The organism is Ruegeria sp. S263, from assembly GCF_056780525.1.
This window is the reverse complement of sequence record NZ_CM165558.1, coordinates 1,456,494-1,478,847: the sequence shown is the minus strand read 5'-3', so window position 1 is coordinate 1,478,847 and position 22,354 is coordinate 1,456,494. Positions and strand designations below refer to the sequence as shown.

Here is a 22,354-nt window from a genome sequence, read left to right as displayed (position 1 = left end):
AACTTCAGTCGCGCCAGATATCGAAGAAATTGAACCAATTATAAGGATCGCGCCGGCAATGGCTTTCGAGAACCGCAGCATATTTTTTCGCCATTTTTTGTACATTGTACGTCCGTTCCGAGCGCGCTACGTGCGCCCCGTCATATAATTCAGAAAACTCCGCCTGATAGGAATACACTCCGTTCCAGGTCGCAAAGCTAAGAAAGATTGGCACCTCAGCTGCCATGGCGGTTAGATAGGGCGAGGTCGGCACATTGATCTCTCCGCCCAAAAACTCAACAGTTGTTGCAGCGCGGGTCGACTCATCAGGTACGCGATCGCCCAGAAAGGCAACAAACTCGCCGTTCTCTAGCGCACTATAGACTTGAAACATGGCCATAGGTCCGTTTGCGAGCGATATGACCCTGTCGGCCAACTTGGGGTTAAGCGCCTCAAGAAGACGGGTGCTGTGTTCGGCATGTTCGGGAAACATTAGATAACGCACAGATAACCCTGGCAGATCACGTTCTAACGCCCTTAATGCTTCGAAACTCCCGTAATGAGCGCCCAACAGAACGCCCCCTCGACCTTTAGAAACGCGTTCCTGCACAATCTCGCCCCCCCGGAGAGAAACAGAATATTCTGATGTCCCTTGAGCCAACAAACCCACTCTTTCAAAGAACACATGGCTAAATGTAAGATTGTGGCGATGGCGTTCCCAGAAAGTGGGAGGACGGTTCAGAATCCTGCTTAGGTACATCTCGGACGCTCGAGTGGTTTCGCGGCGTCGGTCGGCGGCGAAAACCAAGGCTATTACCCAAAGTACAGGGGAACTGACTATGCGTGGCGCTCTAAGTCCCAGAAAACGCATGAAACGAAGTTGCCAGGCCGAGCCAGCCTCTTTGCTAATTGCCCATTCGGCTTGATTGTCAGTCATGAACGCGTCCAATTCGCACCCGGGCTTCGGCTATAAGATCACCACATGCAACCCAAGCGATGCGTCCTGAGTCTTTCGCTATCTTACAGTTGATTTCGAATGGAACTCCTGGGGTCAGCTGACTCAGGAATTTGACGCGGGTCAAGGCAAGTATCCTGTAGCCCTTCGATGATAGGCCTTGGGTCGCAAGCCCCAATAACACCGCGCCCGGTACTATTGGATTGCCTGGAAAATGCCCATCCAGACAATCCGAGTCACTGGCGATGCCGCGGGGGAAGGAAAACGTTATCAAACCACTCTCCCGCTCCGATCAGCAATTAGTTGAGGCAAAAAAGTACATCGTTGCTTAGGTTCTCGACCCAACTACTGTAGCGGTTATGGATCGTGTTCTTACTAGGGTTGTACTTCATGTTTTTGGAGTCGCGGTAAGTAATATTGAATGCTTTGCCGCTGTACTGAATATCGACCGCAACGTAGTGTTTGCCCCGAACAGTCAATGTCCCAACCATTTTTCCGGTCCCATCGGATGAAAACCGCCAACCACGTTGAGCACCGCACGTCTTGAAAGCCTGCTGCACCTGTGCAGCGGAAAACTGTTTGCCTTTGGCGGCTTCAATATCTGTATAGATTGGTTGAACCGGCTTCAGCGCCCACGCCGGTGTACTTACTAGTAAGGTCGCTACCACCGCAATTCGCAAAGCTTTGAAGATCGATCTCATAGTTCATTACTCCTTAGTTTATTCTTTTTTCAGCCCAATTGCCCGCACAAGACCAGGCATACAAAGCCGGTTACTCAAGAGGAACACCGTGACCAACCCGAACAAACGCGAAAAATCACGCATGGGGTCGAAGTGACTCGGCCGTAGAACGTAACCATCGTATCGGGCTTTTATCGGCACATAGGAAAATTCCGTGCCAAGTTTCGCTGCATACATGAGAGCCGCGGTTTCGAATTTGAAACCATGTGTATGCTGCACTGGTATTTTCAGTCGCTGCCACATCGAACAAGGATAGGCCCGCATTCCACACTGTGCGTCCTGAATAGATCTATTACAGGCCCAGCCGATGAAGAAATTGCCGAATTTTATGCTGCGCCGACGATGGCTGGGCATGTGTTTCATATCCCCCGAACGATCGCCTAGAATGAACGCCGAGGGATCTTTACGATGTGCATTGATAAAATTAGGAATGTCTGTGGGATCATGCTGTTGATCGGCGTCCAAGACTACAACGACATCGGCCCCGATGCTTAGTGCGTAGTCTAGTCCTTCAACCAACCTCGCGCCCTTTCCAAGGTTTTCTTCATGACGAATGACCTTGCAATCGCTGCCTGCCAAACAGCCAGACGTGTCGTCCGTGGAGCCGTCATCGATGACAATCACTTGATCAACGAATGGTACAGTCGCATCCACAACCTTCCTAACAGTAAGCGCTTCATTGTGCGCAGGGATCAGGGCAACGGTTTCAGGCATTCCGGATAGGGTTACTTTTTGGCGCTGTATTCAGAGAAGCAGCCCAAAAGCATCTTGTGTTCGGCCACCTCAAACCCCGCCCGCTTCAGGCTAGTCAGAATAGCCTCTGGATCCACCATCTGATCCATGGAGTCCCAGTAATACCGCATCAAACGATACGAATTGCGATCCCAGGTAAGCAATCCTGATGCCCACGGCAGAAGATACTTAAAATATGCTTTAAATATCTGCCGGGAAACAATTCCGCTAGGCACAGTAACATCCATGATCAGCACCTGGCCACCGTTTCTCAGAACTCGATGAAACTCTTTGAAGCTTTCTTCGAGGCTATCCACGTGCCTCAACGCAAAACCCATCGTCAGAAAGTCAAATCTGTCACTATCAACCGGTAGCTGCTCGGCAGTTGATTGATGGTGGACAACCGGTACGGTTTTCAGCGATTCGCGGATCATCTCGCCGGATGGCTCGACACACTCCACCTGATCGGGGCTGTTGACGATGCTCAGGATAGCACGGGCAACCTGTCCGGTTCCGGTTGCAACATCCAGAACTTGCATCTCCGGAGTAACACCGTGACGCATTAGCGCCTCTTTTCTGTACCAATCGCCAGACCCGAACCATCCCCATTTGGCAATGAATTCATAGTGTTTTGCTGTATCGTCAAAAACGTCCCGTAGAAAAGGTTGTTTCCCATCTGCGGAGTCGTAGTAGCTTCCAACCACAATTGGTCTGTTTTCCTCAGGCAATTAGGTGCTCTTTCTTTGCTTGGGGTGCCGCGTCAGCAACCCGTTTTTTAGGTCCTTATTGCAAGAATAGAAGGTACAAAAAAGCCCAAACCGGAATAAATTTTAAAGCCGGTCGGTCTTTCCATCCAAAGCTACACAGGATAAATCACGTCCCGAGTACGCTTTTTGGGAATGTGGCCTAAGCGAATGATTTCTAAACAATGAACAGCAAGACAGAATCCAACCACTCCTTACCGGAAACAATCATTGCGTTTATGCGCACCCGCCTCAATGAGTTGTTCGTTTTCTTAATTAGCCTCATTTGCGGGCTTGTTATCTTGGTCTATTTGCGATGGACGAAGACACCGCGCCACGTTCGTTGGCTTCTGCGCTTCTGGTCCGCATCATTCATTTTTGGCGCTAGATACATTCTTGGTGTGAAGTACAAGCTGGAAGGCTTGGAAAATGTCCCCGACGAAACTGTTATATACATGGGCAACCACCAAACGGCTTGGGAATCGATCATGATGACTGTGCTGGTTCCGCACGTGAATATGGTGACCAAAAGTACAGCCCTTTCTATTCCAGTCTTTGGGTGGGGATTGAAACATGCACCGATGATCTACATCGACCCCGACTCTCCCGGCAAAAACATCCGTGGTCTACTGCGCGGTGGTAAAACCTCAATAGCAGAGGGCCGCAGCATTGTGATCTTTCCCGAAGGATCTCGCGTGCCTATTGGGCAAACACGCGAGTATGCACGCGGGTTTGAGACCCTCTACAAACACTGCAAGGTCAAGGTTATCCCATTTGTAACGAACGCAGGTTTATCCTGGCCTCCGGGATATTCGATAAAATACCCCGGTGTGATCACCCTAAGGTTTCTGGCGCCGATAGATCCCGGTCTTTCACCACAGGAGTTTTCGAATAAGATCGAGCAAACTATTCGCACCGAGGCTGCGAAGCTGCTTAAAACTAAGCCTTCAACGTGCCCCCAGATTCCGTCGCAAGTCGTCTAGATTCTGCCCTTCAGCCAATACCTGCTTTTTTAGCAAGGACCTTATAGGATTCTGAAGAAATCTTACCTGTCGGTGTACGTGGAATCTCGTTTAGAATCAGGACACGCTTTGGTACAAACGCCGGATCGAAATGCTTTAGTAAATAGTTCCGGATTCGGTATTTTATTTCACTCTCGCCAACGGTTTTATCACCCGGCACAACTGCTACCGCCAACTGATCATCAGTCTCCGCTTTCATATGCAAATATGTAGCATCAGACAGGCCCGGGGCCTCGGCCAGTATAGCATTCAAGGCAGAAAGATGGTTGCGTTTTCCACGAATGCTAACGGTATCACCCTTGCGACCGAGAAGCAGGAACTGACCGTCAGATTTCAATTCGACTTCATCGCCAAGTATCACTTGATCAGGTAGATGTGGTGCCTGTGCGATACAAAAATCTCCATGCTGTTGCATTTCAAAACCTGCAGCAATCGTCCAAGCAGTTTCTTCAGACGTTCGTCTGAACGCCAGTGACCCTGTTTCCGTACTGCCGTAAATCTCAAAAACGCGCAGCTTACCACGCGCCTCAAGCCTTTCAGCCTGAGGAACAGACAACGGAGCGGTAGCGGAAAGCACGCAGCAAATTTCAGGCGTTCTCAGAATTGTTCGTTCCAAAAACCGCAAGTGCGCAGGACTTGTAACCAGTACAATCCGTGTTCGCCCCAAAGCACGGGCCGCTGCAACCGCCGCGTCTAGATCAGCTGGGTAGAATATTGTTTCTCTGTAGGTACAAAGTCCTTGACCAAGGGTAGCAAAGACATTTGCCTCTAGCCCGAACATGTGACGTGGAGGTGTGGTGCCCAATAGCGCAACTTTGTCTGGCGAAGCGTCAAGGCGATCTGTAATCAGCTTGGTAACGGCCGCTCCCGCGTTCAGAATACTCCAAGTTTTTGCGACCCGGTCGGGGCGTTTGGTTGTCCCTGATGTGAATACACTAATTTCGCTTTGAGATGCCGCAAGCCGACAAAAAAGTTGCCTCGTCTGAGTATCCAAATCCACTGAACTTAAATTCGCAATCGGAGCGGGATCTTCGACAGGCAGGGTAGCCCTGCTAGCATAAAACGGATCTTCCGCGCCCAACAGCGACGCTGAAACTGCTTCGGGTGCGTCTGACGGCGGTAATACGGTAATCTGCCCATTCAGCATTGCTGCGGCCAAGGTTAGCGAGAATCGCAGCCTGTCCTGATAAAGATTGCAGACATGAGAAAACTCACCAATACTTGGCTGAAGCGACCTTGTCGCAGAGGCAAACTGCGCGGCATTGACGGTGCCCTTCGTGGAAAAAAACATCGTGTGGTCGGAAGAGTACATATTCTTAGATCTTAAGTTTTGACCAGGTTTCGTGCCGCGTCATATGCAGCAGAGTAACCTGCCAACGTTCTGGGCGCCCATACCAAATTTGCGCGAATAAGTGCGAGGCGCAAAACCAAATAATCTGAATTGCCAAAAGGGCCCAAAGCGCATGGTTGACCACAACTCGTGCTTCTGATGAGACCATAGCAGTAACACTGAGCACTACAGTTGTCGTGCCAAATCCCATCCATACGAAACACTGTCGCTTTAGATAGCGTATAAACATGCTCGACATCGGTGGTCCCTGATGCGCCACCTCAACGAAATGCGCCAGAAAAGAGGAACGCCCTTGAATAATTCGGTGGCTGAATACGTAAGCTACAGCTACGTTCCCGTTGGCAAGAGCTAGATATGGCCAGAACGGGACACTGGGATCAATCAGAACGGCAGCGGAAATAAGAGCCAATCCGATCAAGAAAACCCAATACGCCAACCGTTTCCGTTTGCACGGTCCAAAAAAAAATGAAGCAAGTCCCAAAAGGGACAGAAGACCAAAAAGGACATTGAACAAAGCTGGCGCAAGAACCCATGTGCCCAAAAAGATCGGCAGGGCGACCCAGATCAGATAATTTCCCCAATCCCCTGACACACTGCACTATACTGCGCGGTTGTCGAAAATATGCCGCGCCAATGATCTGACGTTGGCAAAAATCTCTTCATTGCGCTCATCGTCCGAGCGCAGCTTGAAGCCGTATTTTTCGCCAATTGCAAATGCGATCTCAAGCGCGTCGATAGAATCGAGACTAAGTCCGTCTCCGAATAGAGGCGCATCGAAATCAATTTCCTGTGCTGTGATATCGTCCAGCTCCAGAGATTCTACAATTAGTTCGGCCACTTCGATCTCGAGCGTGGAAAGATCGTGAGTAACGTGAAGAGTATCCACTTCAATGCCTTTTGTTTCTGCGTTCCGATAGGTTAGATTTGTCTGCCGCAGCCGTCGTGAATAGTCAACGCAGCATACGTCGATGGAGCTTCAACACTGGCCTCTTTGCAACGGTGCAATCCACCCATCTTTCGTCGATGCGCACAGTCAGTGATCCACGCCCCCGATATAAGACAAGAAATGAGGCAGCACATGTGATTTTACGCCAATAATCAGGGAAAACCGCACGAATTTAACCAGTTCTCAAAGCCGCAAACGCAGCTCGCTTGGCGTAGACCTTCTGGTGCTGGTCATAGTACGGCAAAATGGCGACCGAGTTTCAATGAGTGCTGACCCTAAGAGCGATTAAGCGCCACTTCTGCGGATTTCATCCCAAAACAAGAAACAGGAAGCTTCGAAAAATCTCACAAAATTAGTAAGTTGAAACAAATTGTGATGTAAGTGCCAACAGATTGCAAATCCGTGTACACCGGTTCGATTCCGGTACTCGCCTCCATTTTATTCTAAATCATCGACTTAGCTCTGTGGTGCTCGAGTTTAGCACTTGGGCAATAGCGCCCTCCCCGCGCCTAAACCCATCAAGAAATGGGATTTTTGTTCCCGTAGGCCTTACCCTGCTTCTGTTGCTAGAAGAGCGATCCTGCCCACAGGAGGACCGCTGCGCGCCCGGTGGACGAGCGCGCGGCGGCAAGGTGACGGACTTCATGAATAACTAAACGGCGTTGCGACCCTGAGGGACGACCTCGTACCCTGGCTCTTCGGGTTCATCGTCTTCCATCTCGGGTGGAAACCCTGGGGCGCTGACATCCAGCCCAGTCGCATCCTCCAGGCGCCGGATGATGTTCGGCGAAAGCTCCCGCTCTCCGTAACGTGCGATGGCGTCGTCAAAAATGCGGATCATCAGCGGGTTCATTTCAAGCGGAACACCGGCGCGGTCTGCCACCTCCTGAAACAGACCGATGTCCTTTTTCACAAGGTCCATTGTGAATGAGATATCCCGCGATCCGTTCAAAATGACCTGGCTTTCTGTCTCATGGACAAAGGATGTACCCGAAGAGATCTTGATGGCCTCATACGTGGTATTCAGGTCCATACCGGCCGCCTTGGCGGTAACCAATGCTTCGGCGCAAGTGATCAGATTCGCCGTGGCCAGGTAGTTTGTCAGGACCTTCAGCACCGAGGCCGAGCCGAGATCACCGGTGTGCAGGATGCGCCGGCCCATTGTCGTCAGAAATGGCAGGATACGCTCAAAGGTATTCCGGTCACAGCCCGCAAAGATCGAGATGTTGCCCGTCGCAGCGCGGTGGCACCCGCCCGACACAGGGCAATCCACCGCTGCGCCCCCGCGCTCGATAACAAGGGCACCTAGCCGTTTGACCTCGGCCTCGTCGGTGGTAGACATCTCCATCCAGATCTTGCCGGTACGGACATTGGGCAGCATCTCTTGCATCACCGCATCCGACGCGGCGGGTGATGGCAGGCAGGTAATGACCGCATCGCAGTCGCGCATCAACTGCGCAGGGTTTTCGGCGGCCTTTGCACCCCGCGCTACAAATTCAGCGACCAGATTGGGATTCAGATCATGTACGGTCAGGTCGATCCCGTTGCGAAGCAAGGATCCCGACAGTTTGCCACCCACATTGCCCAGCCCGATAAAGCCTACCTTCATGCGACATACCTCTCTTGTTTAGGGCATGGCAGCATGACGCTTGCCCCCAAGTCATGCCGCCCAGCGACGCTGTCAGGTCGCTTTTTCACTCTGGTAGCGCAGATATCTGCGAGTCGCTTGACAATCCCCTGCCGGGTGCCGCATGTCCGATCCGTTGGTGTCCATCTGAGGATGGATGAAAAGGGAATGTGTCAGCGGATCTTCCGTGAAACACAGCCGCCCCCGCGACCGTGACCGGAGAGGGTGCCCAAAGCCACTGGCCAAAAAGGTCGGGAAGGCGGGACATCTGACAGGGCTATGCCCCGATATCCGCAAGCCGGGAGACCTGCCAACGCCCGAAGATGTAACCGGACGGGGTGTTCCGGTGTCGGGTCCATGTCGCAACGCGTGGCCCGCATGAGACCCCGTCCCCCACAAAGAGGATTTGGGGGGATGAGAGACGTGACCGATACTGCACCAGTCGAGCTGCTGGTCTGCACCACCTGTCGCCGAGGACTGCCCGTCGAGGACGACGCGCAGCGGCCCGGCGCATTGCTGCACAAAGCCCTTGAACAGGCCACGCTGCCAGAGGGCGTTGTCCTGAAAGCCGTAGAATGCCTGTCGAATTGTGATCAGGGCTGTTCCATCGTTCTACGCGGTGGGCCCGAACGCTGGACGTTCGTGTATGAGCACCTGAATGAAAGCGACCATGTCGAAACCATCGTCGAAGGTGCGACCAAGTACCTTGCGACCGAAGACGGCTTAGTCAAATGGCGCGAACGCCCCGAACATTTCCGCAAAAACTGCGCGGCCCGCATTCCCCCGATTGGAGCCCAGAAATGAGCAACTTGGAAAAACTCCCCGTCACCGTGATCACCGGCTTTTTGGGCTCGGGCAAAACAACTTTGGTTAAGCACCTGATGCAGAACCCGCAGGGCAAACGTCTGGCCGTGGTGGTCAATGAGTTCGGCGATGTTGGCGTCGATGGCGACATCCTGAAATCCTGCTCGATCCCGGATTGCCCGGCAGAGAACATCATGGAACTGGCGAACGGCTGCATCTGCTGCACCGTGGCCGACGACTTCATCCCGACCATCGAAGCTCTGATGGCGCTGGAGCCGCGTCCCGATCACATCCTGATCGAAACCTCTGGCCTCGCCCTGCCCAAGCCGCTGCTGAAGGCGTTCGACTGGCCCGATATCCGTTCGAAAATCACCGTCGATGGCGTGATCGCGCTGGCCGATGCCGAGGCTGTGGCTGCCGGTCGCTTTGCGCCGAATGTCGAGGCCGTGGACGCTCAGCGTCTGGCCGATGACTCGATTGACCATGAAACGCCCCTATCCGAGGTGTTTGAGGATCAGATTTCCTGCGCCGATATCATCCTGCTGACCAAGCCGGATCTGGCCGGTCCCGAAGGCGTCGCCAAAGCGCGCGAGATCATCGCCGCCGAGTCCCCTCGCCCGCTGCCTGTGGTTGAGGTTGCCGAAGGTGCCGTGGACGTCCGTGTTGTGTTAGGACTTGAAGCGGCTGCCGAGGATGACATGGATGCGCGCCCCAGCCATCATGACGGTCACGACGACCACGAACATGACGATTTCGAAAGCATCATCGTCGAACTGCCCGAACAGGCCGACCCGGCCGATCTGGTGGCCAAAATCGAACGTCTGGCGTCTGAACTGAACATCCTGCGCGTCAAAGGCTATGCCGACGTTCAAGGCAAACCGATGCGCCTGCTGGTGCAGGCCGTGGGCGCGCGCGTGCGTCATCAGTATGATCGCCTTTGGGAACCGGACGAGGCGCGCCGCTCGCGGTTGGTCGTCATCGCCGAGCATGACGATATAAAGGAAGCTGAAATCCGTGATATCCTTGTGGGTGTGAAAGAGGCCGCCGAGTAAATCATGCACGTCGTCTTCCGCGAAAGCCACGGGCTCGAGGAATCCGAGACCCCGACCGATCTGGGCCAGAGCCCGGCGGATTTGGTGGTGCTGTCTTTTTCCGACAGTGACCTAGGCGCATTCGCGGCGGGCTGGCATCGCGGTGGCGGGCCCGAGGGGCGGATGCCGACCCTGCGGCTGGCCAATCTGACGGCGCTGAAACATCCTCTGTCCGTTGACACCTATGTGGAGCAGACGTTGGAGGGTGCCAAGGGTATCCTGATCCGCCTGATTGGCGGGGTGCCCTATTGGGCCTATGGCTTGCAACAGGTTCTGGCGCTGGCGCAGGCCAAAGGAATTGCTGTGGCCGTGCTGCCCGCCGATGGGCGCGAGGATACGCGGCTGGATGACTATTCCACCCTGCCCGTGTCAACCCTGCGGCGCTTGGCACATCTGTGCGACACGGGGGGCGAGGTCGCAGCACAAGCCGCTTTGGCGCAGATGGCGCTGGCAGCGGGGTTGTATGCGGGTCCGGTGATGGGGGCCAAGACCATCCCCGAATGCGGTGTTTGGTGCCCGGATCGCGGCGTGATCCCGGCAGAACAGGCGTTTTCCGGCCATGCGAAACGCGTTGTGGTCAGTTTCTACCGCGCCTATCTCACATCCGCAGACACCGCCCCCGTGGCGGCCCTGATCCGCAGCCTGCGTGCGCGCGGGTTTCAGGCTGTGGGCCTGTTCGCCCCCTCGTTGAAAGCCCCCGCCGCCGCCGACTGGCTGCGCGACACCATCGTATCGCTTTCTCCGTCGGCGATCCTCAACGCCACGTCTTTCTCGGGAAAGGGCGCCTCTGGTACCTCGCCCTTGGACGCAGCGAATGTCCCCGTGTTTCAGGTCGCGCTGGCCACCTCGCGCCGCAAAGCCTGGGCCGAGGCGGAACGAGGTCTGTCCCCCGCCGACCTTGCCATGCATGTCGTTCTGCCCGAGGTGGACGGGCGGATCAACGCAGGCATCGCCTCGTTCAAGGAACCGGGCAAGCGTGATCCGCATCTGGAATATTCCCGCTTTGCCCACCGGGCCGAGGAGGAACGGATCGAAGCTATCCTTGACCGCGTCACCGGCTGGCTGAATCTGCAGGACAAACCCAAATCCGATCGGTTGCCTGCGCTGGTGTTGTCCACCTATCCCGGCAAGGACTGGCAGATGGCCCATGCGGTTGGTCTGGACGCGCTGGCCTCGGCCGAGGCGATGCTGCGTGACCTTCGGGCCGAGGGCTACGATACCGCGCCCGCCGAACCAATTGCCGATACGCTTCTGGACGCGCGCATTTCATGGCCACTGACTGAGTATCAAACCGCACTGGCGGACCTGCCCGAACAACTGCGCACCGACCTGCAAACGGTCTGGGGCGCACCCGAGGATGATCCCGCCTGCACTGACGGCGCATTCCACTTCACCGCCCTGCGCCGGGGCAAAGCTCTGGTCGCGCTGCAACCCGAACGCGGCACGCCTGAATTGCGCGATGACGATTATCATGATCTCTCGCGCACCCCGCGCCACAGCTATGTTGCGTTTTACCTGTGGCTGCGCAAAAGCCTTGGCGCCGATGCGCTGATCCATATCGGTGCGCATGGCACATTGGAATGGTTGCCGGGTAAATCCGTCGCCCTGTCCGCTGCTTGCTGGCCCGAAGCACTGATCCGCGATCTGCCCGTGATCTACCCCTTTATCGTCAACGACCCCGGCGAGGCCGCGCAGGCCAAACGCCGGATCGGCGCGGTTACGCTGGGCCACATCCCACCCGCGCTGAAGGAAAGCGGCACGCCGGATCGGATGGTGCGGCTGGAATCCCTGTTGGACGAATTCTCGAACGCCGACGGTCTGGACCCCAAGCGCCGTGACCGGCTGCAAGAGGATATCCGGGATGAGGCGCAGGCCATCGGGTTGGAAAGCGATCTAGGGTTGGATCAGGCCACCTGCACCGCCGAGGCGATCACCCGCATCGACCGCTTTGTGTGCGACATCAAGGAAAGCCAGTTTGGCGACGGTCTGCACATCTTTGGCCGCGTGCCAGAAATCACTGGCAGTTTCGATCCCGCGCCCTCGGCCCAATCTGAACGAAGCGCTCTGATCGACGCGCTGGCCGGAAAGCGGATCGAAGCTGGGCCGTCCGGTTCGCCTTATCGCGGGCGCTCGGACGTGCTGCCTACGGGCCGTAACCTCTATACCACCGACCCGCGTTCGGTCCCGACCCGCGCGGCTTGTGCGCAGGGCGTCAAACTGGCCGAGGAGCTTGTGCGGCGACATTTGCAAGAGGAAGGCGATTACCCAAAAGGCCTAATCGTTGACCTTTGGGGGTCAGCCACCATGCGCACGGCGGGTGAGGAATTCGCCATGGCGCTGCATCTGCTGGGCGTCAAACCGGTCTGGGACAAGGGGTCTGAGCGGGTTTCGGGGATTGAGGTTCTGCCGATCACCGACCTCAGCCGTCCGCGTCTGGATGTGACGCTGCGGGTCTCGGGCCTGTTCCGCGACGTATTCCCGACGCTTTCGGCGCTCTACGGCCAGGCGATCCGGGCGTTGTCGGCGCGGGACGAGGCCGCTGACTGGAACCCTTATGCCGGTCACGAACCCGCCGCCCGCGTCTATGGCCCCGCGCCTGGCAGCTATGGCGTGAACATGACGCAATTGTCGGAAATCTACACCGACGAAGCGCGCGCGCAGGCGGGCGAGGCATGGCTGGACGCCAGTTCCTACGCGCTGGAAGGCGAGCATATTGCGCAAGACAAGGACGGCATCACCCAGCGCGTCGCCAAAGCTGACAGCTTTGTTCACCTACAGGACCTGACGGAAACCGACCTGCTGCTGGCCAATGACTACGCCACGCACGAGGCCGGGTTCGCCGCCGCCAAGAAGATTACCGGCGGCACGGCGCAGCTCTATCATCTGGACAATACCAACCCCGACACCCCCCGAGCGCGGACCCTGCCCGAGGAAATCAGCCGCGTCGTCCATGCCCGCGCCGCCAATCCGGGCTGGATCGCCGGGATGCAACGCCACGGATTCCGGGGCGCGGCCGAGATCGCCGCGACACTGGATCACATGGCCTCATTCGCGCATCTATCGGGCACCGTCGCACCGCATCTGTTCGACCTCTACCACGATGCCACGCTGGGCAATGAAGACGTCGACGCCTTTCTGGCCGAGGCCAACCCCAAGGCGCATCAGGCCATGCAGGACCGGTTCCGCGCCTTAATGGAGGCCGGGCTTTGGAACACGCGGCGAAACTCGATCCGCGCCGATCTGGAGGGGCTTCGATGAGCGCGCCCATCGTCCAGGGCTGGTGCCCCGGCGCGCATCGACCGATGATGTCGGGCGATGGGCTGGTGGTACGGGTGCGGCCTCGGCTGGCCCGTCTGGATGCCACGCAGGCCATGGGCCTGTGTGATCTGGCCGAGCGTTTCGGCAATGGCACCATCGACCTGACCAACCGCGCTAACCTGCAGCTGCGGGGCGTGGCCGAGGCGGATCATCAATCCCTGCTAACCGAACTGACCGCGCTGAACCTGCTGGACGCCGAGCCGGGGATCGAGGTGCGCCGCAACATTCTGGTCTCGCCCCTGTATCAAGCTGGCGACATGACCGCCCGGCTGACACAGGAACTGATTGACCGGTTGGCGGAATTGCCCGCCCTGCCCGCCAAATTCGGCTTTGCCATCGACACCGGACCTGAGCGCCTGCTGGCAGGTGATTCCGCTGATATCCGGTTGGAAATCGGTCCGGAAGGCATGATCCTGCGCGCCGATGGGGCCGAGACCGGGCGTCTGATCCAAGACTCCGAAGCCATCGACCATCTGATCGCCCTAGCCGCATGGTTCTCCCAAACCTACTCGCCCGAACGCAGGCGCATGGCCCGCGTGGTCTCGAACTTGCCGCCGGAGTGGCAAGGGTCAACACCGGGCCCAGTGGGCTCCCCGCTGCAACCCGGGCCCTGCGATCAGGGGACGCTCTATGGTGCAGCCTTTGGGCAACTGCCCGCGCGCGCCCTGAAAGAGCTGATCGCGCACAGCGGGGCCCAAGCCCTGCGTGTGACCCCATGGCGTCTGGTCCTGCTGGAAGGCGGAGCGGCGATATCCGCTCCAGCCTTTGTCACGGACGGCACCGATCCGTTGATGACCACCGACGCCTGCCCAGGCGCGCCATTCTGCTCGCAAGCGCAAGTGGAAACCCGTGATATCGCCCGCGCTTTGGCAGCGCGCGTACCGGGCAACCTGCATGTCTCGGGCTGTTCCAAGGGATGCGCGCGGATGGGCCCTGCCGATGTGACTCTGATCGGGAATGCCGGGCGTTTTGATCTTGTAAATCGAGGCCGAGCGGGGGATGAGCCCTGCCAGACCGGCCTGACCGTAGAAACACTGATGAATATGGACTTCACCTGATGCCTTACACTTACGAAACCGATGGCGCGGCGATCTACAAGGAAAGCTTTGCCACCATCCGGTCCGAGGCCGATCTTGCACGTTTTGACAGCGATGAAGAGCAGGTCGCCGTTCGCATGGTTCACGCAGCAGGCATGGTGGGGCTGGAAGAGTTCGTGCATTTCTCGCCCGGTTTTGTCGCCACCGCACGCGCAGCACTGGAGGCTGGCGCACCTATCCTGTGTGATGCGCGCATGGTCAGCGAAGGCGTGACCCGGTTCCGTTTGCCCGCCGACAACGAGGTGATCTGCACCCTGCATGACGACCGCGTGCGCCCGCTTGCCGCCGAGATGAGCAACACGCGCTCGGCCGCCGCGCTGGAGCTGTGGCGCCCGCATCTGGACGGAGCTGTGGTCGCTATCGGCAATGCACCCACCGCGCTGTTCCACCTGCTGAACATGCTAGAAGACCCCGATTGTCCTCGCCCAGCCGCTATCATTGGCTGTCCCGTGGGCTTTGTCGGTGCGGTTGAATCCAAGGACGCCCTGTGGGAGGCGCAACCCGTCCCCTCGTGCATCGTTAAGGGGCGTCTGGGCGGCAGCGCCATCACCGTCGCCGCCGTTAACGCCATCGCGAGCCGCGCCGAATGACAGCGGGCAAAATATACGGCGTTGGCCTTGGCCCCGGCGACCCGGACTTGATGAGCGTCCGGGCCGACCGCCTGCTGCGCAACGCGCGACATGTGGCGTTTTTCCGCAAGCCCGGTCGCAGCGGGCAGGCACGCAAGATCGTCAACGGGATGATCCCAGAAAACGCCGTGGAATTTCCGATGGAATACCCGGTAACGACCGAAATCCCCTTAAGTGACCCGCTCTATAACGAAATGCTGTCGGCCTTCTATGAAGGCTGCGCCGCGCATTTGAAATCCTTGACGGAACAAGGCGAGGATGTCGTGGTTCTGTGTGAAGGAGATCCTTTTTTCTATGGATCTTTCATGCATCTTTACAACCGCTTGCGAGCCAAAGCTGACGTGGAAGTCGTGCCCGCAATTACCGGAATGTCCGGCGCGTGGACGGCCACGGGTGACCCGATCACATGGGGCGACGACGTATTGACCGTGTTGGTTGGCACGCTGCCCGAAGACGATCTGGCGCAGCGCATGGCGCATACCGATGCTTTGGTGGTCATGAAGATCGGTCGCAACATTGACAAGGTGAAGCGGGCGCTCAGGACGGCAGGAATGTATGACAGGGCTTGGATCGTCGAATTTGCGCAGATGCCCAACCAGAAAGTGATGAAATTGTCCGAAGCTGAGGACAAGGTCACGCCTTACTTCTCGATCATCATTGTACACGGACAGGGGCGGCGACCATGAGCGGCTGGGTCAAAATTGCTGGACTCGGCCCCGGCAACGAAGGACTTGTAACACCTGAAGTTACTGCTGCACTGGATGAGGCGACGGATGTTGTCGGCTACATCCCCTATGTCGCGCGCGTCACCGAACGCGCCGGCCTGACCCTGCACGCCAGTGACAACCGGGTCGAGATCGACCGCTCGCAGCATGCGTTGCAATTGGCAGCGGAAGGTAAGCGCGTGGTCGTGGTATCCTCGGGCGATCCCGGCGTTTTCGCGATGGCAGCCGCAGTGTTTGAAGCGTTGGAGAATGGGCCGGAGGAATGGCGCAATCTCCAAATCGACGTTCTTCCCGGTATTACGGCGATGCTTGCGGCCGCGGCGCGTGCGGGCGCACCGCTGGGTCATGACTTTTGCACGATCAACCTGAGCGACAACCTAAAACCGTGGTGGCTGATTGAAAAACGTCTGCGTCTGGCTGCACAGGCGGATTTCTCGATGGCGTTTTACAATCCACGCTCAAAGTCTCGTCCCGAAGGCTTTGTAAAAACGCTGGAAATTCTGCGTGACGAATGCGAACCCGAACGGTTAATTCTGTTTGCCCGCGCCGTATCCCGCGCAGATGAGGCGATCCGAGTTTCGACTTTGGCCGAAGCAACGCCGGACATGGCCGATATGCAAACCGTCGTTCTGGTCGGTTCCTCGCGAACACGCCTGATCGAGCGGGACGGAACACCCATCATCTACACGCCGCGCTTTACCCCGGACGAGGATCAGGCCGAGGTTCAGGAATGATCCAACCAGTCCAGAACCTGAGCAACGCTCGTCAGTTCTGTTCTTTGCGGCAGGACCGGCCGGCCGATCATCAAGACCGGCAAACCCAAAGATCGGGCCGCGTCCAGTTTGGCGCGTGCCCCGGTTCCGCCAGCATTCTTAGAGACAACCATCTCAATCCCGTGCCTCTGCATCAGCGCGCGGTCGTCCGCTTCGTCGAAAGGCCCGCGATCCACGACAATCTCGCAGTTCGGCAGGGGCAGCGCGCCGGGCGCGTCCACCAGCCGCAACAGATAATGATGCTGGGGTTGTGCGGCAAAGTCCTTAAGGTGCATACGTCCAACCGCCAGGAAAATGCGGCGAGGGTCGCCAGACAACGCTGCAACCGCCGCCGCAATGTCCGGAACGTGGCGCCAATCGTCACCGGCTTGGGCTGCCCAGGGGGGACGGGTCAGCGCAGCGAGCTTAGTTTGTGCAACCGCGCTGGCCTCAATCGCGTTTCGGCTCATCTGGGTGGCAAACGGGTGGGTTGCATCGACAATGTGGGTTATTTCGTTGTCATGAATGTAAGCAACCAGCCCATCAACGCCGCCAAAACCGCCAACCCGCACCGGCAAGGGTTGCGGATGCGGCTTGTCCACGCGGCCAGCATAGGAATAGATCGCGGGCATCCCCAGATCCGCTGTGGCTTGAGCCAATGCATTCGCTTCGGTTGTACCACCAAGAATCAGGAGGTTAGGCATGTCTGATACTCCGTGGTTGACCGTTTTGGGCTTGGGTGAAGATGGACTGGATGGCCTTTCGCCTGCAATCCGTCAAGTGCTGGAACAGGCCGAAGTTATCATGGGCCCACCACGCCATCTTGCATTGATACCCCAAGGCAAGGCCGAACGGATCGAATGGCCTGTCCCATTTTCCGACGGCCTGCCTATCCTGAGCGGTTTGAGGGGGCGCAAGACCGTGGTTTTGGCCTCGGGCGATCCCTTCTGGTTCGGCGCAGGCTCGGTGATTGCCCGCAATTTTGAGGCCGGTGAGTGGACGGCTCTGCCCGGCCGATCGACGTTTTCACTGGCCGCCGCGCGCTTGGGTTGGCCGCTGGAAGGGACTCAGACCTTCGGCTTGCACGCCGCGCCCCTGACGCGATTGCGCCCCCATTTGGCAGCGGGGCTTCGTGCGATACTTCTGCTGCGCAACGGGGCTGCGGTCGCAGAGCTGGCGCAGTATCTGACCGAAACCGGATTTGCCGACACCCAGTTTCACGTGATGGAGGCTTTGGGTGGCCCCCGAGAGCGATCCCACAGCTTGACTCTGACCGAAGCCTTGCAAGGCGGTTTCGACCACCCCGTTTGCGTTGCACTGGACGTGGCGGGACACGGCAACGCCATTCCCAAGGCCTCTGGCAAACCCGATGAGATTTTTGAAACCGACGGCCAAATTACAAAACGGCCCATTCGCGCATTGACCCTGTCTGCCCTCGCCCCTCAGAGAGGGGAGCACCTTTGGGATATCGGAGGCGGCACTGGCTCGATCGGTATCGAATGGCTGATGTGTGATCCGACGCTAAGCGCTACCACCATCGAACCGCGCAAGGACCGCGCCGACCGCATTCGGCGCAACGCGGACGCGTTGGGGCAAGACCGGCTGGAGGTAGTGCATGGCACTGCACCTGAAGCCTTGGCCGCGCTCCCAAAGCCCGACGCTGTTTTCATCGGTGGCGGCCTGAGCACCGCCCTTCTGGAATGGATCAGTGAAACACTGCCGGCAGGGACGCGGTTGGTGGCAAACACCGTGACATTGGAAAGCGAGGCAATGCTGACCCAATGGCACGAGAAGCTGGGCGGTGAGTTGTTGCGGATTGAATTGGCGCAGGCTTCGGCTTTGGGCCCTCGCCGCGGGTGGAAGTCATCCTACCCGGTCGTCCAGTGGAGCGTGACGCTATGATTGTCGCGGGCCTTGGTTTTTCGTCATCTGCGACGGTTGAAAGCTTGCGGGCTGCCTATGAAGCGGCAACGATAGGTCACGACGTTTCAGCCTTGGCGACGGCCAGCGACAAAAAGGGGCATCCGGCCTTAGCGGCCTTTGCGGACGCACTGGCCCTGCCCTTGCGCTATGTGGCGGCCGGTGAACTGGCCGGACAACGCACCCTGACATGCTCGAACCGCAGCCGTGCCACATATGGCACTGGCAGCGTATCCGAAGCATCCGCCCTTGCGGCCGCCGGGCCTCAGGCCCGGTTGCTTTCCCCCAGACACATATCGGACGACCGGCTGGCCACCTGCGCCATAGCCATCGGAGGACAATCATGACCGTTCATTTCATCGGTGCCGGACCCGGTGCCGCCGACCTGCTGACCCTGCGCGGACGCGATATCATCGCGTCCTGCCCAGTGTGCCTGTACGCGGGCTCGCTGGTGCCCGAGGAAATCCTTGGCCACTGCCCCGAAGGCGCGCAAATCATCAATACTGCCCCCATGGATCTGGATCAGATCATGGCCGAGATCGAGGCTGCGCACAAAGCAGGCCACGACGTTGCGCGCCTGCATTCCGGCGACCTGTCGGTCTGGTCGGCCATGGGCGAGCAAATTCGCAGGCTGAAAGAGATGGGGATCCCCGTCAGCGTCACGCCGGGCGTGCCCTCGTTCGCGGCGGCAGCGGCAGCGCTGGGGACCGAACTGACGCTGCCCGGGCTTGCGCAATCAGTGGTTCTGACCCGGACACCGGGCCGTGCGTCCTCGATGCCCGAAGGCGAGACTCTGGAAAACTTTGCCCGCACAGGCGCAACGCTGGCCATTCATCTGTCGATCGGCAATCTGGACAAGGTGATCGCCGACCTGACCCCGGCCTACGGTGCAGATTGCCCCGTCGCCGTTGTTTATCGCGCAAGCTGGCCGGATGAACGCATCATCCGCGCGACGCTGGAAACGCTGAAAGATGCGCTGGACGAAAGTATCTCGCGCACGGCGCTGATCTTGGTTGGCCCCTCATTGGCAGGTGAAGGGTTTGACGAAAGCTGCCTGTATTCAAAGGATTACGACCGCCGCTATCGCCCGCAAAGCGCGGATAGCCCGTGGTCAAGCTGGAGCCATGGCGATGACTAACCCTCCGGGCCTGTTGATCTCCGCACCGTCTTCGGGGACTGGGAAAACGACAGTCATGCTGGGGCTTCTAAGGGCGCTGGCCGAAGATGGGCTGACGGTGCAGCCGTTCAAAAGCGGGCCGGATTATATCGACCCGGCCTTCCACAGGGCGGCTGCCGGGCGCGCCTCGTTCAATCTTGATAGCTGGGCGATGGGAGAGCCGCTTTTAACAGCTATTTCCGCGCAAGCTGAGGGCGCGGATATCGTCGTCGCCGAGGGGTCGATGGGCCTGTTCGACGGTGTTGCCAAACCAGGCGAGCTTGGGCACGGTTCAAGCGCGGAAACCGCGCAGCGGATGGGTTGGCCCGTCGTGTTGGTGCTGGATGTCGGAGGGCAGGCTCAATCAGCCGCTGCAACCGCGCTGGGATTTCGGATGTATAATCCCGATCTTCCCTTTGCAGGCGTAATCCTGAACCGATGCGCCAGCCCACGTCACGAACGTTTGACGCGGCTGGGCATGGAGCGCGCCGGATTGCCTGTTCTGGGCGTATTGCCGCGCCGGGGCGACCTGACGCTTCCTGAACGGCATCTGGGCCTAATTCAGGCTGTTGAACATCCTGACCTTGAAAGCGCAATCGTCGGATATGCCGCGTTCCTTCGGGAACACGTGGATCTTGAGGCCATCAAGAATGCGGCTTCCTCAGGCCCCAAGAGGCCATCGTCATCCGCGCTGCCGCGGCCTCCTGCGCAGCGGATCGCGCTGGCACGGGACGCGGCGTTTTCTTTTACCTATCCGCACTTGCTGGAAGGGTGGCGCGCCGCCGGGGCGGAAATTCTGCCCTTTTCACCACTTGCGGACGAACCGCCCGCACCCGACGCGGATCTGGTCTGGTTGCCGGGCGGTTATCCCGAGCTTCACGCGGGCACACTGGCCGCTGCTGCAACATTTCTGTCCGGCCTGCGTAAACACGCGGAAACCAAGCCCGTTCACGGTGAATGCGGAGGTTACATGGCCTTGGGAGAAGCCCTTGTCGACAAGGATGGCACCCGGCATCAGATGGCAGGGTTGCTGGGACTGGTCACGTCCTATGAGAAACGCAAGTTCAACCTTGGGTACCGCCGGGCAGAACTGTTGGCCCCAATGCCCGGCTATGACGCCAAGACACCGCTGAGGGGGCATGAGTTCCATTATTCATCCATTCTCGAGCAGCCAGATGCGCCATTGGCACGCGTATTCGACGCTGAAGGGGCTGAAGGACCGCAAACCGGGTCGGTACGCGGCAACGTAACCGGCACGTTCTTTCACCTGATCGCGGAAGCCTCGGCATGAGCGGGTTTGTCTCATTCATAGGCTCGGGGCCCGGTGATCCGGAACTGTTGACGCTGAAGGCTGTGGACAGAATGCAAAAGGCTGACGCCGTGCTGTTTGACGATCTCAGCAGCGGTCCGATCCTGTCTCATGCGCGGGACGACGCCGATCTGGTGGGTGTCGGCAAACGGGCCGGACGTCCGTCGCCCAAACAGGATCACGTCAGCCGATTGCTGGTCGACTACGCAAATACCGGTGCGCGTGTGGTGCGTTTGAAATCGGGCGATGGAGGCTTATTCGGACGGCTCGAGGAAGAGCTTGTCGCCCTGCGAGAAGCCGGCATCGAGTACGAAATCATACCCGGAATTCCATCGGCTGTTGCCGCTGCGGCGGCGGCCGGTATCCCTCTGACCCGGCGACTTACCGCCCGGCGTGTGCAATTTGTGACGGGCCACGATGTCAGCGGAAAACTTCCTAACAATCTGAACCTGCCCGCATTGGCCGACCCAGACGCAACCACTGTTGTTTTCATGGGCAAGCGAACTTTTCCTTTTCTGGTCAAAGCGTTGCACGATCATGGCTTACCATTGGAAACCCCTGCTTTGATGGCTGAATCCGTATCTACACCCGACCAAAAATTGCACCGATCATCGGTCGGCGCACTGTCCGAGAAGTTAGCGGCAGAAATCGGCACAGCCCCAGCCCTGATCCTTTATGGTCCGTTGGCAGAGTTTGACGATGTTTGACCTGACCCTGATCGGCATCGGCTCGGGTAACCCGGACCACGTGACCTTTCAAGGCGCGCAGGCCATTCGGGCGGCTGACTTGATCCTGATTCCGAAAAAAGGCGAGAACAAAGCCGATCTTGCCGGGCTGCGCGAAGAAATCATCAATGCAGTAACGGACACACCGCCGCAAATCGCGTATTTTGACATCCCCAAACGCCGCTCGGAAGACGGGTATCTACAGGGCGTCGACGAGTGGCATGACGCTATCGCCCAGCGCTGGCGCGATGCGATTTCCGCCCATCCTGGCGCGCGCCACGTTGCGTTGCTGATCTGGGGTGACCCGTCATTATATGACAGCTCTCTCAGGATCGCGTCACGGCTGAACCCTTACCCCGAGACCCGTGTCATACCGGGCATTACTGCTTTGCAGGCCCTGACTGCGGCTCATGCCATCCCGATCAACAACCTTGGTGCGCCATATGTTGTCACAACCGGGCGGCGCATTCGGGATGAAGGATGGCCACAGGATGCGTCGACAGTCGCGGTTATGCTGGATGGGGAATGCTCATTCCAGCACCTGTCGATGGCCGATTATGACATCTGGTGGGGCGCTTACGTCGGCATGACCGAGGAAATCCTGATCAAAGGGGCTTTGGCAAAGGTCGCCCAGCAGATTGTGAACACACGCGCCACCGCCCGGGCGGATCACGGCTGGATCATGGACGTCTATTTGTTGAAAAAGCGCGAAGACCAAGGCTAGTCCCCAGTC

23 protein-coding genes and 1 riboswitch are annotated in these 22,354 nt (G+C 58.1%); of the genes, 14 read left to right on the top strand and 9 right to left on the bottom strand.

Translation table 11 applies throughout. The features are described from left to right. Window positions 1–4 precede the first annotated feature (4 nt). Genes ACT2B1_RS07390 through ACT2B1_RS07370 form a run of 5 tightly spaced genes read right to left on the bottom strand, consistent with a single transcriptional unit; the run spans window position 5 to window position 3,134 of the window. The gene (locus tag ACT2B1_RS07390) at window positions 5–916 is read right to left on the bottom strand and encodes an LpxL/LpxP family acyltransferase (RefSeq protein ID WP_481668865.1); all 912 of its coding nucleotides are present in this window, start codon (window positions 914–916) and stop codon (window positions 5–7) included. Next, the gene (locus ACT2B1_RS07385; RefSeq protein WP_481668864.1) at window positions 909–1,208 is read right to left on the bottom strand and encodes an ApeI family dehydratase; all 300 of its coding nucleotides are present in this window, start codon (window positions 1,206–1,208) and stop codon (window positions 909–911) included. Before ACT2B1_RS07385 ends, ACT2B1_RS07390 begins: the two co-directional genes overlap by 8 nt. Window positions 1,209–1,233: 25 nt before the next feature. Then, complete coding sequence (locus ACT2B1_RS07380) at window positions 1,234–1,635, bottom strand: hypothetical protein (RefSeq protein WP_481668863.1); 402 nt, start codon at window positions 1,633–1,635, stop codon at window positions 1,234–1,236. Window positions 1,636–1,653: 18 nt separating this feature from the next. After that, a complete protein-coding gene (locus ACT2B1_RS07375) occupies window positions 1,654–2,388 on the bottom strand; it encodes a glycosyltransferase family 2 protein (protein WP_481668862.1) in 735 nt (244 codons plus the stop codon). Window positions 2,389–2,399: 11 nt separating this feature from the next. Beyond that, window positions 2,400–3,134, bottom strand: a complete 735-nt coding sequence (locus ACT2B1_RS07370; RefSeq protein ID WP_481668861.1) for a class I SAM-dependent methyltransferase — start codon at window positions 3,132–3,134, stop codon at window positions 2,400–2,402. Between the two features lie 200 nt (window positions 3,135–3,334). Here ACT2B1_RS07370 and ACT2B1_RS07365 point away from each other — a divergent pair, with 200 nt between their 5' ends. Further along, a complete protein-coding gene (locus ACT2B1_RS07365; protein ID WP_481668860.1) occupies window positions 3,335–4,132 on the top strand; it encodes a lysophospholipid acyltransferase family protein in 798 nt (265 codons plus the stop codon). 10 nt (window positions 4,133–4,142) lie between these two features. Here the strand turns inward: ACT2B1_RS07365 and ACT2B1_RS07360 are convergent, their stop codons facing one another. The 3 genes from ACT2B1_RS07360 to ACT2B1_RS07350 form a co-directional block, all read right to left on the bottom strand. Next, window positions 4,143–5,483 (bottom strand): AMP-binding protein, encoded by a 1,341-nt coding sequence (locus ACT2B1_RS07360; protein ID WP_481668859.1) that lies wholly within the window; start codon window positions 5,481–5,483, stop codon window positions 4,143–4,145. Window positions 5,484–6,120: 637 nt separating this feature from the next. Beyond that, complete coding sequence (locus tag ACT2B1_RS07355; protein ID WP_481668858.1) at window positions 6,121–6,408, bottom strand: phosphopantetheine-binding protein; 288 nt, start codon at window positions 6,406–6,408, stop codon at window positions 6,121–6,123. A gap of 712 nt (window positions 6,409–7,120) precedes the next feature. After that, entirely contained in the window at window positions 7,121–8,077 is a 957-nt protein-coding gene (locus ACT2B1_RS07350; RefSeq protein ID WP_171240064.1) for an NAD(P)-dependent oxidoreductase, read from the bottom strand. Window positions 8,078–8,215: 138 nt separating this feature from the next. Continuing rightward, window positions 8,216–8,424, top strand: a riboswitch (cobalamin riboswitch). Between the two features lie 85 nt (window positions 8,425–8,509). Between ACT2B1_RS07350 and ACT2B1_RS07345 the strand changes: the two genes are divergently transcribed. The 7 genes from ACT2B1_RS07345 to cobJ are packed head-to-tail and all read left to right on the top strand — an operon-like array spanning window position 8,510 to window position 16,493. Beyond that, the gene (locus ACT2B1_RS07345; protein WP_171122041.1) at window positions 8,510–8,899 is read left to right on the top strand and encodes a DUF1636 family protein; all 390 of its coding nucleotides are present in this window, start codon (window positions 8,510–8,512) and stop codon (window positions 8,897–8,899) included. Further along, the gene (cobW, locus tag ACT2B1_RS07340) at window positions 8,896–9,951 is read left to right on the top strand and encodes a cobalamin biosynthesis protein CobW (RefSeq protein ID WP_171240063.1); all 1,056 of its coding nucleotides are present in this window, start codon (window positions 8,896–8,898) and stop codon (window positions 9,949–9,951) included. The genes ACT2B1_RS07345 and cobW overlap by 4 nt, the downstream gene beginning before the upstream one ends. 3 nt (window positions 9,952–9,954) lie before the next feature. Then, window positions 9,955–13,248 carry a cobaltochelatase subunit CobN gene (gene cobN / locus ACT2B1_RS07335; protein WP_481668857.1) on the top strand — a complete coding sequence of 1,098 codons (3,294 nt, stop codon included), beginning with the start codon at window positions 9,955–9,957 and terminating at the stop codon, window positions 13,246–13,248. Continuing rightward, window positions 13,245–14,366 carry a precorrin-3B synthase gene (gene cobG, locus ACT2B1_RS07330; RefSeq protein ID WP_171240061.1) on the top strand — a complete coding sequence of 374 codons (1,122 nt, stop codon included), beginning with the start codon at window positions 13,245–13,247 and terminating at the stop codon, window positions 14,364–14,366. Before cobN ends, cobG begins: the two co-directional genes overlap by 4 nt. Beyond that, window positions 14,366–14,995, top strand: a complete 630-nt coding sequence (locus ACT2B1_RS07325) for a precorrin-8X methylmutase (RefSeq protein WP_171240060.1) — start codon at window positions 14,366–14,368, stop codon at window positions 14,993–14,995. Before cobG ends, ACT2B1_RS07325 begins: the two co-directional genes overlap by 1 nt. Then, entirely contained in the window at window positions 14,992–15,720 is a 729-nt protein-coding gene (locus ACT2B1_RS07320; RefSeq protein WP_481668856.1) for a precorrin-2 C(20)-methyltransferase, read from the top strand. Before ACT2B1_RS07325 ends, ACT2B1_RS07320 begins: the two co-directional genes overlap by 4 nt. After that, window positions 15,717–16,493, top strand: a complete 777-nt coding sequence (cobJ, locus tag ACT2B1_RS07315; RefSeq protein ID WP_481668855.1) for a precorrin-3B C(17)-methyltransferase — start codon at window positions 15,717–15,719, stop codon at window positions 16,491–16,493. Before ACT2B1_RS07320 ends, cobJ begins: the two co-directional genes overlap by 4 nt. Here cobJ and ACT2B1_RS07310 read toward each other — a convergent pair. After that, on the bottom strand, window positions 16,484–17,215 hold the full coding sequence (locus ACT2B1_RS07310; protein ID WP_481668854.1) for a cobalt-precorrin-6A reductase: 732 nt from the start codon (window positions 17,213–17,215) through the stop codon (window positions 16,484–16,486). The two genes, cobJ and ACT2B1_RS07310, sit on opposite strands and share 10 nt — an antisense overlap. On the opposite strand from ACT2B1_RS07310, the gene cbiE reads away from it, so the two are divergent. Genes cbiE through cobF form a run of 6 tightly spaced genes read left to right on the top strand, consistent with a single transcriptional unit; the run spans window position 17,214 to window position 22,345 of the window. Then, window positions 17,214–18,413, top strand: coding sequence for a precorrin-6y C5,15-methyltransferase (decarboxylating) subunit CbiE (gene cbiE / locus ACT2B1_RS07305; RefSeq protein WP_171240056.1), 1,200 nt, complete (start codon window positions 17,214–17,216; stop codon window positions 18,411–18,413). The genes ACT2B1_RS07310 and cbiE overlap by 2 nt on opposite strands. Next, on the top strand, window positions 18,410–18,778 hold the full coding sequence (locus ACT2B1_RS07300; protein ID WP_171122032.1) for a cobalamin biosynthesis protein: 369 nt from the start codon (window positions 18,410–18,412) through the stop codon (window positions 18,776–18,778). The genes cbiE and ACT2B1_RS07300 overlap by 4 nt, the downstream gene beginning before the upstream one ends. Beyond that, entirely contained in the window at window positions 18,775–19,569 is a 795-nt protein-coding gene (gene cobM, locus ACT2B1_RS07295) for a precorrin-4 C(11)-methyltransferase (RefSeq protein ID WP_171240055.1), read from the top strand. Before ACT2B1_RS07300 ends, cobM begins: the two co-directional genes overlap by 4 nt. After that, entirely contained in the window at window positions 19,556–20,878 is a 1,323-nt protein-coding gene (locus ACT2B1_RS07290; protein WP_171125397.1) for a cobyrinic acid a,c-diamide synthase CobB, read from the top strand. Before cobM ends, ACT2B1_RS07290 begins: the two co-directional genes overlap by 14 nt. Continuing rightward, window positions 20,875–21,603, top strand: coding sequence for a uroporphyrinogen-III C-methyltransferase (gene cobA, locus ACT2B1_RS07285; RefSeq protein WP_481668853.1), 729 nt, complete (start codon window positions 20,875–20,877; stop codon window positions 21,601–21,603). The genes ACT2B1_RS07290 and cobA overlap by 4 nt, the downstream gene beginning before the upstream one ends. Then, the gene (cobF, locus tag ACT2B1_RS07280; protein WP_171240053.1) at window positions 21,596–22,345 is read left to right on the top strand and encodes a precorrin-6A synthase (deacetylating); all 750 of its coding nucleotides are present in this window, start codon (window positions 21,596–21,598) and stop codon (window positions 22,343–22,345) included. Before cobA ends, cobF begins: the two co-directional genes overlap by 8 nt. Window positions 22,346–22,354 lie beyond the last annotated feature (9 nt).

Excerpts from the sequence above, each read along its gene's own strand:
- ACT2B1_RS07390 (WP_481668865.1), bottom strand. The coding sequence starts at position 916 with ATGACTGACAATCAAGCCGAATGGGCAATTAGCAAAGAGGCTGGCTCG.
- cobA (WP_481668853.1), top strand. The coding sequence starts at position 20,875 with ATGAGCGGGTTTGTCTCATTCATAGGCTCGGGGCCCGGTGATCCGGAA.
- cobF (WP_171240053.1), top strand. The coding sequence starts at position 21,596 with ATGTTTGACCTGACCCTGATCGGCATCGGCTCGGGTAACCCGGACCAC.
- ACT2B1_RS07350 (WP_171240064.1), bottom strand. The coding sequence starts at position 8,077 with ATGAAGGTAGGCTTTATCGGGCTGGGCAATGTGGGTGGCAAACTGTCG.
- ACT2B1_RS07365 (WP_481668860.1), top strand. The coding sequence starts at position 3,335 with ATGAACAGCAAGACAGAATCCAACCACTCCTTACCGGAAACAATCATT.
- cobJ (WP_481668855.1), top strand. The coding sequence starts at position 15,717 with ATGAGCGGCTGGGTCAAAATTGCTGGACTCGGCCCCGGCAACGAAGGA.
- ACT2B1_RS07300 (WP_171122032.1), top strand. The coding sequence starts at position 18,410 with ATGATTGTCGCGGGCCTTGGTTTTTCGTCATCTGCGACGGTTGAAAGC.
- ACT2B1_RS07360 (WP_481668859.1), bottom strand. The coding sequence starts at position 5,483 with ATGTACTCTTCCGACCACACGATGTTTTTTTCCACGAAGGGCACCGTC.
- cbiE (WP_171240056.1), top strand. The coding sequence starts at position 17,214 with ATGTCTGATACTCCGTGGTTGACCGTTTTGGGCTTGGGTGAAGATGGA.
- ACT2B1_RS07310 (WP_481668854.1), bottom strand. The coding sequence starts at position 17,215 with ATGCCTAACCTCCTGATTCTTGGTGGTACAACCGAAGCGAATGCATTG.
- ACT2B1_RS07375 (WP_481668862.1), bottom strand. The coding sequence starts at position 2,388 with ATGCCTGAAACCGTTGCCCTGATCCCTGCGCACAATGAAGCGCTTACT.
- cobM (WP_171240055.1), top strand. The coding sequence starts at position 18,775 with ATGACCGTTCATTTCATCGGTGCCGGACCCGGTGCCGCCGACCTGCTG.
- ACT2B1_RS07325 (WP_171240060.1), top strand. The coding sequence starts at position 14,366 with ATGCCTTACACTTACGAAACCGATGGCGCGGCGATCTACAAGGAAAGC.
- cobG (WP_171240061.1), top strand. The coding sequence starts at position 13,245 with ATGAGCGCGCCCATCGTCCAGGGCTGGTGCCCCGGCGCGCATCGACCG.
- ACT2B1_RS07320 (WP_481668856.1), top strand. The coding sequence starts at position 14,992 with ATGACAGCGGGCAAAATATACGGCGTTGGCCTTGGCCCCGGCGACCCG.
- cobN (WP_481668857.1), top strand. The coding sequence starts at position 9,955 with ATGCACGTCGTCTTCCGCGAAAGCCACGGGCTCGAGGAATCCGAGACC.
- cobW (WP_171240063.1), top strand. The coding sequence starts at position 8,896 with ATGAGCAACTTGGAAAAACTCCCCGTCACCGTGATCACCGGCTTTTTG.
- ACT2B1_RS07345 (WP_171122041.1), top strand. The coding sequence starts at position 8,510 with ATGAGAGACGTGACCGATACTGCACCAGTCGAGCTGCTGGTCTGCACC.
- ACT2B1_RS07380 (WP_481668863.1), bottom strand. The coding sequence starts at position 1,635 with ATGAGATCGATCTTCAAAGCTTTGCGAATTGCGGTGGTAGCGACCTTA.
- ACT2B1_RS07290 (WP_171125397.1), top strand. The coding sequence starts at position 19,556 with ATGGCGATGACTAACCCTCCGGGCCTGTTGATCTCCGCACCGTCTTCG.